This window comes from Rhodoferax sp. RT4P68 (genome assembly GCF_056521305.1).
Genome location: NZ_JBWMBB010000003.1, coordinates 145,551 through 158,100 on the forward strand (window position 1 = coordinate 145,551; position 12,550 = coordinate 158,100).

A 12,550-nucleotide genomic window follows, 5' to 3' on the forward strand; every position below is an offset into this window, starting at 1 on the left:
AGTCTGTCAGGGCGCCGTGCAGGTGTAGTTCGCCGCCAGAGCCGCCGCTGCGGCACTGTTCGCCGGCCCGGTGTAGCGCGGGTACTGCGGATAGCGGCACAGCGGGCGTGTGAACTGTGCGTTGCCGCCCACCAGCTTGCTGGCCGTCAGCGTGCCTGGCGCCGTGCCGTCGCTGGCCCAGGCGTCCAGCGCGCTTAGCAGGTTGGCATCGTCGGCGCCCGGGCCACCCGCGCAGTGGCCCACGCCCGGCGCGATGTAGTAACGGGCGAAGCCGTCCATCGCCGCCTGGCCGCCCACGGCGGCGGTCGCGGCCTGGTAGTAGGCCGTGGTCGCCTTGTGGCTCAGCGCCGCGTCATTGCCGCCGTGCCACAGGATCAGCTTGGCGTTGCTGTTCATCAAGGGCCGTAGGTCGGTGTTGGTCGCGTCGTTCAGCGCTGCCAGCGCGTAGACGGCGTTCAGGTTGCTGTCCCAGGTGTAGGTCAGCGAATCCTGCGCCGGGTCGCGCGCCAGGTAGTTCTTGACTGTCGTGTCCTGGAACAGGAACTGCAGCGCGCCCTGCACGTTGCCACCGGGGCCGGTGACCCAGGCGGCCCAGGCACCGGGGTCGTCCTCGTTGCCGGTCAGCGCCCAGCCGGCGTTGGTGTAGGCGCCGCCGGCCCACGAGGCGGTGCCCGTCCATGAGGTGACGGCCGCCAGTTGCGCATCCGACAGGCAGCTGTCCCCGGTGTCCGCGCCACCGGCGCAGCGCAGCACCGCCGGGTCGAACGTGCAGGCCTGCGGGTTGGCCACCACGCCGTCGACGATGCCGTCGCCCGCATCGCAGGCGTTGCGCACCGCAGCGGCCAGCGTGGCCACCTTGGCCGCGCTGAAGCTGCCGCCCGGCGCCGCCAGCGCCTTGGCCGTGCGGTTGAACTGGCCCATGAAGCCGACCCAGTTGTAGGCCGGTGCGCGCGCGATGATGCCGTCGAACAGATTGGGGTTGCGCTGCGCCGCCATCAGCCCTTCGCGCCCGCCGTTCGAGCAGCCCTCGAAGTACGACTTGTCCGGCGCCTTGCCGTAGGCTGACTGCACCATCTCGCGCGCCGACGACAGCACCGTGGGCACCGAGAGCGAGCCGAACAGGTTGGCCGCGTAGGTGTCGTTCAGCGCGAATGCGGCCGACAGCAGGTTGCCGCTATGGCCCGAGTCGCTGCTCACGGTGGCATAGCCCTGCATGAGCGCACTCAGGTTGGGGCCCGCGAGGGCCGGAATGGCGCCGTTGTAGCCCCCGCCCCCGCCGTAGTGCAGCTTGCCGTTCCAGGTTTCGGGCAGGCGCAGTTCAAGGTTGAGCTGCGGCGCGATGGTGGCGTTGACCTTGCAGTACAGCGGCGTCGCGCCACTGGCAGCCACGGTGGCGGCCGTGGCCACGGTGGCGCCGCCCAGGGTTTTGCCGGCCAGCAGCGTGCAGGCTTGGGCGGCCGTCACGTCGCTGCCGGTGGGTGGGTCGTCGTCGTCACCGCCGCAGCCGACCAGGGCGGCGGCGGCGAGGGTGGCCAGGGTGAGTCGGAAAAGCGGTCGTGCTGAGGGGCTCGGCATGTCGTCTCCTGTGGTGATTTGTACGCGTACTGATGCAAATGGCACGCGGGGCTGATGGCACCGCAAAGGGCAGTCGCTGTGCAGCGGGGTTTTCCCGCGTAGTCCGCACTCGAACATTTGCTTACTTTTTGCGCGTCGGCTTGCCTGCTGCAAGCGACCACAGGAGGGCACTTGAGGCAGTGAATGAAAACTGGGAAGCGGCAGCGGAAGTGAGAGGAAACGCGAGGTCAGCGCTACGGCGCACTTGGGCCAAAATGAACGAAAAATGAGATTCGACCCAGATAATGAAAGAAAACGTGGCTCGCTGAAGGAAATATGGACGTCGTTGGCTACGCGTGGCTGCTGCAGCATCTGTCACTCACCGCATTCGAGATCGAGCGGCCGGCACGGGTGCGCCTGGTCACGCGTGTGATGCCCGCCGAAGGTCTGTTGGCTGTGCCCGCGCACGTGGCGCCTGCCGCAGGCGACGTGCTGGACCACCTGCTGTTCGCCCTCAAGCACGAGGGCACCAACCTGCAGGTGCTGTCCCAGGCCATCCCGCATGTCCCCTCGGACCGCATGCGCGCCGCCGTGGCGCAGACGCCAAACGGCCGCTACGTGCGCGTACTGGCCCACCTGTGGGAATCGTTCATGGGCCAGCCGCTGGTCGAGCAGCCACAGGTAGCGGGTCGCTATGTCGACGTGTTCGCGCCCGAAGAGTACGTGACCGGCCCGCCGCAGCGCGATCCCCGGTGGCGCGTCAACTTCAACGGCCTCGGCACGCCACGCTACTGCGCCACCGTGCGGCGCACGCCGGACATCGAGCGTGGCATGGCCGCCAACGTGCTGGTCCGTACCGACGCCTTCCTGCAGGGCCTGGGGCCGGCCCTGCTCGACCGCGCGCTGGAGTGGGCCTACCTGCACGAGACCGAGGATTCCTACGCCATCGAGCACGAGAAGCCGAGCGAAGACAAGGCCAGGGCCTTCGTGCAGCTGCTCCGGATGGCCCATCAGGCGCGACCGCTGACGGAGGATTACCTCGCGGAGCTGCAATCGGCCACCGTGATCAATCCACTCGACAAGGCCGTGCAGTTCCGCACCGAGCAGAACTGGCTGCGCGGCGCGGGCCGGGGCGCGGCCGGCGTCACCTACGTGCCGCCCTGGCCGGCCTTGCTGCCGGCGCTGATGGACGAGTGGATGCAGTTCGCCACCGAGGCGCCGCGCCATGTGGACCCCATCGTGGCGGCCAGCGTCGCCTCGTTCGGATTCGTGTTCCTGCACCCGTTCATGGATGGCAACGGGCGCTTGTCGCGCTTTCTGTTCCACCAGGCTTTGTGCGCGTCCGGTCGGCTTGCCCAGGGGCAGTTGCTGCCGGTGTCGGTGGCCATGAAGCGCCACGAGGCGGAGTATCTGGCCGTGCTGCAAAGCTACTCCAGGCCAGCACGCGAGCGGGTACAGGTGACCTGGATCGACGAGGGCGACTACCGGTTCGAGTTCAAGACCGACGAGGCCATCTTTCGCTACTGGGACGCGACACGCTGCGTCGAGTTCGGCTTCCAGATGGCCGAGCAGGCGCTGGATGTGGAACTGAAGCAGGAGACGATTTTCCTGGCGCGGTTCGACGCGGTGACGCGCCGTGTGGATGCGCAGATCGACATCCGCAACAACGACCTGGCCACGCTGGCCATCATCTGCCTGGATGGTGGCGGTGTGATCTCGAACAAGAAGCGCAAGCGCTTTGCCGAGCGTGTGCCGGCAAGCGTGTTTGACTTGTTGGAGGCTGCGGTCCGGGATGTGCTGGCTGCCGCCGGGGATGGCTCTGCAGCAGGGACCGCATAACGGTGGGCTGAACCCCGCACGCGCTCGTCATTCCACCCGCGCCACCACCCCCGCCGCCGCCAGCACGGCCACCTGCGCCTGCCCGCCCGCCACCATCACCACCCGGTCTGCCGACGCAATCGTCTCCGGCCGGTGCGCTACGATGATCCGCGTCAGTGCCAGGCTCTGCACCGCCTCGTTCACACTGCGCTCGCGTGCGATGTCCAGGTGGCTGGTGGCCTCGTCCAGGATCAGCACGCGCGGCCGGCGGTACAGCGCGCGGGCCAGCAGGATGCGCTGCTTCTGCCCGCCCGACAGGACGGTGCCCATGTCGCCCACCAGCGTGTTGTATTGCATCGGCATGGCGGCGATGTCCTCGTGCACGGCGGCCAGCCGCGCGCAGGCTTCGATGTGCGCGTGGTCGGGCGCGGGCTCGAAGAAGCTGATGTTCTCGCCGACGGAGCCTGCGAACAGCTGGTCGTCCTGCATCACGCTGGCCACCGCGCCGCGCCACGCCGCCAGGCCCACGTGCGCCAGCGGCCGCCCGCCGATCTCGATGTGGCCGGCGGTGGGCTGCAGCAGGCCCAGCATCAACTTGACCAGCGTGGTCTTGCCGCAGCCGGAAGGCCCGACGATGGCGACCGACTCGCCTGCCTGCACGCGCAGATTGAAGTCCTGCAGCACCCAGGGCTCGTTGTCGCCATGTCGGAACGACACGTTCTTGAGTTCGATGCTGACGTCGCCCAGCGTTGCGTCACCCGGGTCGGTGCCGGCGGCCTGCTCGGCCGGCGCCATCGCGATGTCGCCCACGCGGTCGGTGTGCAGGCCCAGCATGCGCAGCTGCAGCAGGTTTTCCACCAGCGCGGCGGTGCGCTGCATGAACTGCGATTTGTAGGAAACGAAGGCGTACAGCATGCCGACCGAGAACGCCGAGCCCTGCGCCACGTCCAGCACCAGCAACGCGCCCAGCCACAGCGTGACGGCGTTCTCGATGCCGAACAGCGCGCCCTGGCCGGTCTGGTAGATGAGGGCCAGGCGCTTGGCACGGATGCCGGCGTTGAACTCGTCCACCACCAGGTTCTGCCAGGTGGAGCCACGCTGCTCCTCGCGGCCCAGCAGCTTGATGCTCTGCATGCCGCGCACGCTTTCCAGCAGGTGGCTGTGCTGGCGCGCGCCGCGCACGATCTGCTCTTCGGTGGCCAGCCGCACCGGCGCATACAAGGCCACGCGCAGCGAGGTGTAGAGCACGGCCGCCCCCACGGCCACGGCCGCCAGCTGCGGGCTGTAGACCAGCATCATGGCCAGCGTGGTCAGCGCCATCACACCGTCGATCAGCGCCTCCAGAAAGCTGGTGGTCAGCGTGCGCTGCAGCACGCCGAGTGATTCGAAGCGCGACATCACATCGCCCACGTGGCGCTTCTCGAACCAGGCCATCGGCAGGCGCAGCAGGTGGCGCAGCAGCCGCGTCATCAGCTGCAGGTTCAGCTGCGTGCCCAGCACGATCAGCAGCCAGGCACGCAGGGCTGTCACGCCCGTCTGCAGCAGCGCCAGCAGCACGAAGCCGACGCCCAGCACGGCCACGAGGTCGCGGTCGTGCGCCACCAGCGCCTGGTCCACCACCCACTGCATGTGGAACGGGCCGGCGATGGCCAGCACCTGCAGCACGATGGCCAGCAGCAGCACCTGGCCCAGCGCGCCGCCCAGCCCGGGCAGGCTGCCGACCAGCGCCATCAGCCGCACGCGCTGCCGCTCGATGCGCGGCTGGAAGGCGGGCGTGGGCCGCGCCTCCAGCGCCACGCCGGTGAAGTGGCGCGAAAACTCCTGCAGCGGCAGCACGCGGCGGCCCACGGCCGGGTCGTGCACGACCAGCTGGTCACCATGGATACGCACGAGCACCACGAAATGGTTGAAATCCCAGTGCAGCACGCAGGGCAGCTGCAGCTGGGCCAAGTGGTCCAGGTCCAGCCGCAAGGGCCGCGGTGCCAGGTCCATCGCGCCGGCCACGCGCATCAGGTCGGAGAGCGTCGAGCCCTTGAGCGAGACCGCGTGGCGGCTGCGCAAAGTCGGCAGGTCGACGCGGTGGCCGTGGTGCGCGGCCAGCATGGCCAGGCACGCCAGGCCGCACTCCGCGGCTTCGGTCTGCACGATCACGGGGGTGTCGTGGCGCAGCGAGAAGTTCAGCAAGCCCATGGAATATCTCCGTGCTGCGCGCCCTGGGGCGGCACTGCGGTGGTCACACCCGGCCGGTCACCGAATAGAGGGGATCGAACAGCCACTCGACGATGCGGCGCCGGTCGATCCACACGTCCGCGTCGAACACCATGCCGGCGCGCAGCGCCATGCCTTCGCCGTAGGCCTGCACCTGCTGCGCCGGCAGGCGCACAGTCACGCGGTACATGGGCTCGGCCAGGGTCAGCGGCAGGCTCGTCTCGCCGGGTTGGATCACCGAGCGGCCCACCTGCAACACCTCTCCCACGTGGTGGCCGAAGCGCTGGTAGGGGAAGGCCTGGTAGCGCAGCGCGACCGACTGGCCGGTGCGGATGAAGCCGGCGGCGCGCGTGGGCATCAACAGCTGCGCCTGCAGCTCGGCCCCCGCCGGCAGGATGGACAGCAACGGCGCGCCGGGCTCGGCCTGCTGGCCAGGCACGACCAGCAGCGCGGTGACGGTGCCGTCGAGCGGCGCGGTGACGACCACGCTGCGGCGCACGTCGGCCTCGGTCAGTTGCTGGTCCAGCTCGGAAATCTGGCGGTCCAGCCCCGCTGCGTGGTTGCCGTGGCGCAGCGTGCTGGCGCTCAGGTCACTGCGCGCCGATGCCAGCTCGCTGGCCAGTGCGGTGGCGTTGCGCCGCAGGCTGGAGAGCTGCGCGCGTAGGTCGATCAACGCCTCCTGCTTCAGCTGCAGCGCGGCCTCGGACAAGAACTTCTCGGCCACCAGCGTCTCGTCGCGGCGCAGGCTGCGCTCGGCGCTGGCGATGCGGCTGGCGTGCAGGTCGAGCTGGTCCTTCGCCTGCGCCTGCTGCGTCTCCAGGCTGCGCACGCGCTGGGCGAGTGTGCTGGCGTTCAGCGCGTCGATCTCGGCCTGCTTCGCCTGTTCGCGGCGCAGGCTGTCGCGGCGCTGGGCCACGGCCTGGCGCACCGCCGTCTGCGTGTCGCGCTGGCCGGTGGTGGCGCGTTCGCTGGAGACGACCAGCAGCACCTCGCCCTGGCGCACGGCCTGGCCCTCGGCCACGCGCAGGCTGGCGATCTGCCCGGCCTGCGGCGTGAACACCTTGACCAGCCCCGCCGCCGGCGCCAAGTAGCCGGTCACGTGTTCCTTGCGTGTGTACTGGCCCCAGAAGCCGAAGGCCACGAGCAGCAGTGCGGCCGCCACGGCGCAGGCCACCAGCAGCCGGTGGCTGGGCAATGGCGCCAGCAGCACCTCGCCGGTCAATCGGCTGTGCTGGTGGCGCAGGGCTTCGAGGCGGAACATGGGAATCTCCTGGTCGGATCGGGCGCTGGGGCCCCGGGCCACTGTGTGGCGGCCCGGGGCCCCAGGCGCATCGTCGTTACGGGTTCAAGTAGCCCCAAAACACGCCGTCGACGTACAGCGCAGGGCCCGTGAAGCTGGTGGGGTAGAGCCTCATCGGCAGCTTGCCGCCGCTGACTTCCACCACTTGCTGTTCATTGAGCTCGACCATGGTCATCTCCCCTGCCTGGCGGTCACGGATGAGGAAGCTGCCGCGCGGCGTGACCGCCGTGACCGCACGGCAGCCTTGTGGCTAGAGCGAGACGGCCGGGTCGGCCGCCGCGCGCATCGCGTCACCGGGCGTGAAATTGAGCGTCGCCACCTGCGGGCAGCGCCGGCAGGCCGAGACGCCTTCCTGCGCCCACCAGCGGCATGTCGGCCGGATGGCGCAGCGCGGCAGGCGCTCCACCACGATGGGTGCCAGCGTGGCCGTCTTGCGCGCCAGACGGCAGATTTGCTCGCCACCGTCGAAGTGTTGGCAGGCGCCCTGCACGCAGGGCGAGGCGACGCGGAACACCTCGGCCGGATCCACCGGCTGCGCCAGCGCACGCACCTCGTCGGTCAGCGGCACGGCGTGCTCCAGGTAGTCGGCGCGCGGCGCGTCGGCCGTGCCGCCGACGACGGCAAACACGCGCGCGCCGGCCATGTCCGGGTGCGCGCTCGGGCACAGCAGCGATGGATCGGAGGCCATGGTGTTCGCCGCCTCAGAACCGCTGCATGCCGCCGACGTTGATCACCGGGGTCTGCAGCATCTGGCTGGCCTGTGCCAGCAGAGGGCCGGCCCAGTCACCGGGCTTGATCGTGAACACGGGCACCTGCAGCAACGGGCCGCGCATCGTCAGTGCGCCGCCGACCTGGTCGGCTTCCTCAGCGCTCAGTTCGGTCAGGGTCTGGCGTGCGGCCAGCGCGCGGTCCACGGCAGCGCCTGCCAATTGCGGCAGGTCTTGTTCTCTCAGCTTCTGTGATGTCGTCATGACGTACTCCTGTGGGTGGTGGTTGCAATCCGGTCACCGGTCCGGCCGCGCCGTGCGCCGGTCACCGTGAAGCAAGACTAGGTGCCACCCTGCGAAGCCACATCGTTAAAAGGCCGTAGTGAGATCGCCCTCGGCCGCGTCGGCACGCCGACTTCATCAGTTCTGACAACGCATCGGCGTCGGCACTCTTGCGGCGGCGCGCACTTGCGCTCAAGCTCAGGCTGTGGCCGGGCCGTCGTCTGGCCCGCACTCCGAGGAATGCCATGTCCAGCTCCCCCATTGCCGTGGCCCTGGTCGAAGACGAAGCCGATGTGCGCGAACGCTTCGTGCAGGCCATCGGCGCCAACCCTCAACTGCAGTTGCTGCAGGCCTGCAGCACGGCCCGCGACATGCAGCGCTGGCTGGACCAGAACCCCGTCGACGTGCTGCTGGTCGACCTGGGCCTGCCCGATCTGCCGGGGCTGGAGGTGATCCGCCACGCACGGCGCGTGCGGCCCGATTGCAACGTGATGGTCATCTCGTCGTACGCCGACGCCGCACACATGGTGCAGGCGTTCGAGGCCGGCGCCTGCGGCTACCTGGTGAAGGACGGCACGCAGGACGAGCTGACCCGCCACGTGCTGGACCTGCAGGCCGGCGGCTCGCCGATGTCGCCGATCATCGCGCGCCAGTTGCTGGCCCGCTGGCAGGCGCAGTCGCCGCGGCCCGCCCGCGCAGCACGTGCGCCGGTCGCCGTCGACGCGCTGACGCCGCGCGAGATGGAGGTGCTGCGCCTCGTGGCGCGCGGCTGCAGCTACCAGGAGACCGGCGCCTGCCTGGGCATCACCACGACCACGGTGCAGGCCCACGTGCGCAACCTGTACGGCAAGCTGGACGTGCATAGCAAGACCGAGGCTGTCTACGAGGCGCGGCAGCTTGGGCTGCTGGATTGGGCATGAGCGACGCGCCGGGCCGCCCCAAGCAAGCTCGCTCCCCCTCGGGGGGCAGCGAACCTCGCGCAGCGGGGAGCGTGGGGGCCACGTGCGAAGCGCCGGGCCGCCCCAAGCAAGCTCACGCCCCCTCGGGGGGCAGCGAACCTCGCGCAGCGGGGAGCGTGGGGGTGTTCGAATGAACCCTGGGCCGCTTCCTTACCCCGTCTCGGCCTGGGAGCGGCGCAAGGCGCGCGGCGCGCAGGGGCGTGCGGCCCTTGCCACGCGTGCCGGCATGGTGGCGCTCTGGTGCCTGCTGCTGTGGGCGCTGGCGGCGTGGCTGCCGGGCGGCGCGGCCGACACGGATGCGCGGACCGCATCCATCTCGCAGGCGCGCTTCGTGCTGCAGGGCGACGCCACGCCGCCACCCGACAGCGCCGACTGGGCAGAGGTCCCACTGCCCGACAACTGGTCGGCCACGCGGCGTGAGGCGCAAGGCATCGGCTGGTACCGCATGAGCTTCACCCACCACCCCGCCGCGCCTGGTGCGCAGGAGGGCGTCGGCATTCTGATCCGCCGCCTGTCGATGAACGGCGAGCTCTTCGTCAACGGCGTGCGCGTGCTGTCCGGCGGGCGCATGGCCGAGCCGGTCACGCGCAACTGGAACCACCCGTTCTTCGTCGAGGTGCCGGCCGCGCTGCTGCACGCCGGGCCCAACGTGCTGCATGTGCGCCTGTACGCGCTGCGCAATGCCAACGGCGGGCTGGGCACGGTGGAGGTGGGCGACGCGCCGTTGCTGCGCGAGCAGCATGCCAACGTGTTTGCGCTGCACGTGCAGGGCGCGCTGGTGTCGTGCGCAGTGGCGCTGGTGGCCGCGTTCATCGGCATCGTCTGCTGGTGGCGCATGGGACGCGAGGCGATCTACGGCCTGTTCGGCCTGGCCATGCTGGCCTGGGCCGTGCGCTATGCCAACTACTTCGTGCAGGACGTGCCGCTGCCGCCCACCACCTACGCGCTGGTCGTCTATTCGGCACAGGGCTGGTTCTTCATCTGCTTCACGCCCTTTCTGCTGCGCCTCACGCAGCTGCGCTGGCCGCGTGTGGAACTGGCGCTGGTGGCCATGGGGGTGCTGGGCACGCTGGGCATTTTTGCGGCCTTCCAGGGCTGGGTACCGCTGGCCTGGGTGATCGCGATCTGGCTGGCCATCTGGCTGCCGGGCTCGGCCGCGCTGCTGATCGTCTCCACGCGCCACGCGCTGCGGGCGCGCTCGGTGCCGGCGGTGCTGGCCGCGCTGGTGGCCTGGCTGTATGTGCCGCTGACGGTGCGCGAGCTGCTGATCACGGCCAACATCGTGCCGTTCGACGCCAGCTACATCGCGCACACCATGGGCATCCCGCTGGTGCTGCTGATCACCTGGATGCTGGTCGACCGCGTGGTCGCTTCGGCCGGTGCGGCGGCGCAGGCCGAGCTGGCACGCGCGCGTGCCGCCTTCGACGAGCGCCAGCGCATCACGCAGGACATGCACGACGGCCTGGGCCTGCAGATCGGTGCGGCGCTGCGCATGGCCGAGCGCGGCGTGGTCGACGGCCCCACGTTCGCCAGCGCGCTGCGCGCCTGCGCCGACGAGCTCCGGCTGATCGTGGACGCATCCGCCTCGGGCACCGGCGAGTTCGTCTCGCTTCTGGGCAATCTGCGCTTTCGCCTGCAGCCGCGGCTGGAGGCCATCGGCCTGCGCCTGCACTGGAACATGGACGCGCTGCCCGACACGCTGGCCCTGCCGCCGGCCATGGCGCTGCAGGTGCTGCGCATCGTGCAGGAGGCGATCCACAACGCCGTGCGCCATGCGCACGCCAGTGCCATTTATGTCGAGACCGCGCCCAGCCGGCGGCCCGGCCACATCGTGCTGGTCGTGCGCGATGACGGCCACGGGTACGAGCCCGCGGCCATCAAGCCGGGCCGTGGCCTGTCCGGCATGCAGCGGCGCGCCGACGAGTTGGGCCTGCGCCTGCGCCTGCGCAGCAGCCCCGAGGGCACGGCCGTGCAGATCGACATTCCCTTGGCGGGCGCAGGCATGCCTTCAGCCCCACCGCCCACCCCTGGAGACGCACCATGACCGCGTTCACACGCTGCCTGGCCGCCCTGTGCCTGGTGCTGGCCGCAAGCCCGGCCCCGGCTGCGGACGAACCCGCGCTGGAGCGCTTCACGCAGGTTCACCTGCTGACTGACAACGACGAGGCCTGGCAGGCCAAGCGCGCGCTGATCGCCAGCGCGCGCGGGACGTTGGACCTGGCCTACTTCATCGTCGAGGACGACGCCAGCACGCAGGCGCTGCTGCAGGACCTGGTCGACGCCGGGCGGCGGCAGCCGGCCGTGCGCGTGCGGCTGCTGGTCGACTGGTTCCAGACCTACCGGCAAACCGCGATGCTGCAGGCCCTGGCCGCGCACCCCGGCATCGAGGTGCGGCGCCGCGGCGCGCCCACCCCGGGCCTGCGCGCCGCGTTGCATGCGGCCGGCATCGACGGGCCGCGCTTCATCGCTGGGCTGACCAGCGCCAACCCGCATCTGGTGATGGCGGCGCTGACAGGCAGCCCGCTGTTTCCACCACAAGTCGCCACCGCGCTGGCCAGCCTGCAGCAGCAGCCGGCCGAAGCCCTGGGCGCCAGCGCCATGCGCATGCTGCCTGCGCTGACGCCGGCCGAGGGTGCGCCCTGGGCGCCGCAGGTGCGCCACCTGCTGGCCGAGCTGCACGGCTTCATGCACTGGACGCACCACAAGCTGCTGCTGGCCGATGGGCACTGCTTCATCATGGGCGGCCGCAATCTGGCCGACGCCTACCACCGCAATGCGCCTGGCAAGGCGCGCCCGTTCCAGGACACGGACGTGCACGCCTGCGACGCCAGCGGCACCAGCCACGCCCAGCGCACGGCCTTCGAGGCGTTGTGGGCCGAGGGTGTGGATGTGCAGCAGGCCGACCCGCTGGTGCTGGCGCAACTGCCGCAGCTGACGCAGCTGACGCAGCTGCCGCAGCCGGAGGCGCCGACGCCAACGAAGGAGCCCACGCAGCCCTCGCAGCCGGCGCAGCCGACCCCGGCCGAGGCGCAGCCGCAGGACGCGCCGCCCACCCCCGAGCCGCTGCGCGCCGACGCCTTCGTGCGCGTGCCCGGTCCGCTGCCCATGCTGCAGGGCTACCTGGTCAACAACCTGGGCGCGCCAGGCGGCGACACGGCCATCACCCAGGCCTATGTGCAGCGCATCCGTGCGCAGACCGCACGCGGCCGGGGTGTGATCGACATCGTCAACGCCTACCTGTTCCTGTCCGGCGAGAGCGAGAGCCTGGCCGCGCTGCGGGGCAGCCTGCTGGACGCCGCGCGCGCCGGGCTCACCGTCAACATCTACACCAACTCGCTGGCCTCCACCGACCTGCGGCCGGTCAACGTGGCCGCGTTCCAGACGCTGGGCGCGCTGATCGCCGGCGGTGTCCACGTCTACGAACTGCAGAGCGGCCTGGGTTCGCTGCACACCAAAGCGGCGGTCATCGGTGAGGAGTGGCTGTTGATCGGCTCCTACAACCTGGACCCGCGCAGCGAGCTGTACGACAGCAACAACCTGCTGGTGCTGCGCGACCCCGGCGGCCAGGCCACCACGGCCTTTCGCCAGGCGCGGGTGCATTGCGATTGCTGGACACGGCTGTCGCCAGAGGCGGCGCAGGAATGGCAGCGCCAGACCGAGCCCGCCGCGCGCATGTGGCGGCTGGTGCAGCGCTTGCTGTAGCGGCTGTGGGGGATCCGTGG

The 12,550-nt window shown here is 70.4% G+C and carries 10 protein-coding genes; 4 read left to right on the plus strand and 6 right to left on the minus strand.

Annotated features, from left to right (window positions below):
* Nucleotides 1–6 precede the first annotated feature (6 nt).
* The gene (locus AC099J_RS07210; protein ID WP_479614553.1) at nt 7–1,575 is read right to left on the minus strand and encodes a tannase/feruloyl esterase family alpha/beta hydrolase; all 1,569 of its coding nucleotides are present in this window, start codon (nt 1,573–1,575) and stop codon (nt 7–9) included.
* Between the two features lie 315 nt (nt 1,576–1,890).
* On the opposite strand from AC099J_RS07210, the gene AC099J_RS07215 reads away from it, so the two are divergent.
* The gene (locus tag AC099J_RS07215) at nt 1,891–3,393 is read left to right on the plus strand and encodes a Fic family protein (RefSeq protein ID WP_479614554.1); all 1,503 of its coding nucleotides are present in this window, start codon (nt 1,891–1,893) and stop codon (nt 3,391–3,393) included.
* Nucleotides 3,394–3,420: 27 nt separating this feature from the next.
* On the opposite strand, the gene AC099J_RS07220 is transcribed toward AC099J_RS07215, so the two are convergent.
* The 5 genes from AC099J_RS07220 to AC099J_RS07240 form a co-directional block, all read right to left on the minus strand.
* The gene (locus AC099J_RS07220; RefSeq protein ID WP_479614555.1) at nt 3,421–5,562 is read right to left on the minus strand and encodes a peptidase domain-containing ABC transporter; all 2,142 of its coding nucleotides are present in this window, start codon (nt 5,560–5,562) and stop codon (nt 3,421–3,423) included.
* A gap of 43 nt (nt 5,563–5,605) precedes the next feature.
* Nucleotides 5,606–6,841 carry an HlyD family secretion protein gene (locus tag AC099J_RS07225; protein ID WP_479614556.1) on the minus strand — a complete coding sequence of 412 codons (1,236 nt, stop codon included), beginning with the start codon at nt 6,839–6,841 and terminating at the stop codon, nt 5,606–5,608.
* A gap of 76 nt (nt 6,842–6,917) precedes the next feature.
* Nucleotides 6,918–7,049 (minus strand): hypothetical protein, encoded by a 132-nt coding sequence (locus AC099J_RS07230; protein WP_479614557.1) that lies wholly within the window; start codon nt 7,047–7,049, stop codon nt 6,918–6,920.
* 81 nt (nt 7,050–7,130) lie between these two features.
* Nucleotides 7,131–7,568, minus strand: coding sequence for a nitrogen fixation protein (locus tag AC099J_RS07235; protein WP_479614558.1), 438 nt, complete (start codon nt 7,566–7,568; stop codon nt 7,131–7,133).
* A gap of 13 nt (nt 7,569–7,581) precedes the next feature.
* On the minus strand, nt 7,582–7,851 hold the full coding sequence (locus AC099J_RS07240; RefSeq protein WP_479614559.1) for a hypothetical protein: 270 nt from the start codon (nt 7,849–7,851) through the stop codon (nt 7,582–7,584).
* Between the two features lie 263 nt (nt 7,852–8,114).
* Between AC099J_RS07240 and AC099J_RS07245 the strand changes: the two genes are divergently transcribed.
* The 3 genes from AC099J_RS07245 (at nt 8,115) to AC099J_RS07255 (ending at nt 12,530) form a co-directional block, all read left to right on the plus strand.
* Nucleotides 8,115–8,789 carry a response regulator gene (locus AC099J_RS07245; protein WP_479614560.1) on the plus strand — a complete coding sequence of 225 codons (675 nt, stop codon included), beginning with the start codon at nt 8,115–8,117 and terminating at the stop codon, nt 8,787–8,789.
* Between the two features lie 169 nt (nt 8,790–8,958).
* A complete protein-coding gene (locus AC099J_RS07250) occupies nt 8,959–10,872 on the plus strand; it encodes a sensor histidine kinase (RefSeq protein ID WP_479614561.1) in 1,914 nt (637 codons plus the stop codon).
* Nucleotides 10,869–12,530, plus strand: a complete 1,662-nt coding sequence (locus tag AC099J_RS07255) for a phospholipase D-like domain-containing protein (protein ID WP_479614562.1) — start codon at nt 10,869–10,871, stop codon at nt 12,528–12,530. The genes AC099J_RS07250 and AC099J_RS07255 overlap by 4 nt, the downstream gene beginning before the upstream one ends.
* The last annotated feature ends 20 nt before the right edge of the window (nt 12,531–12,550 follow it).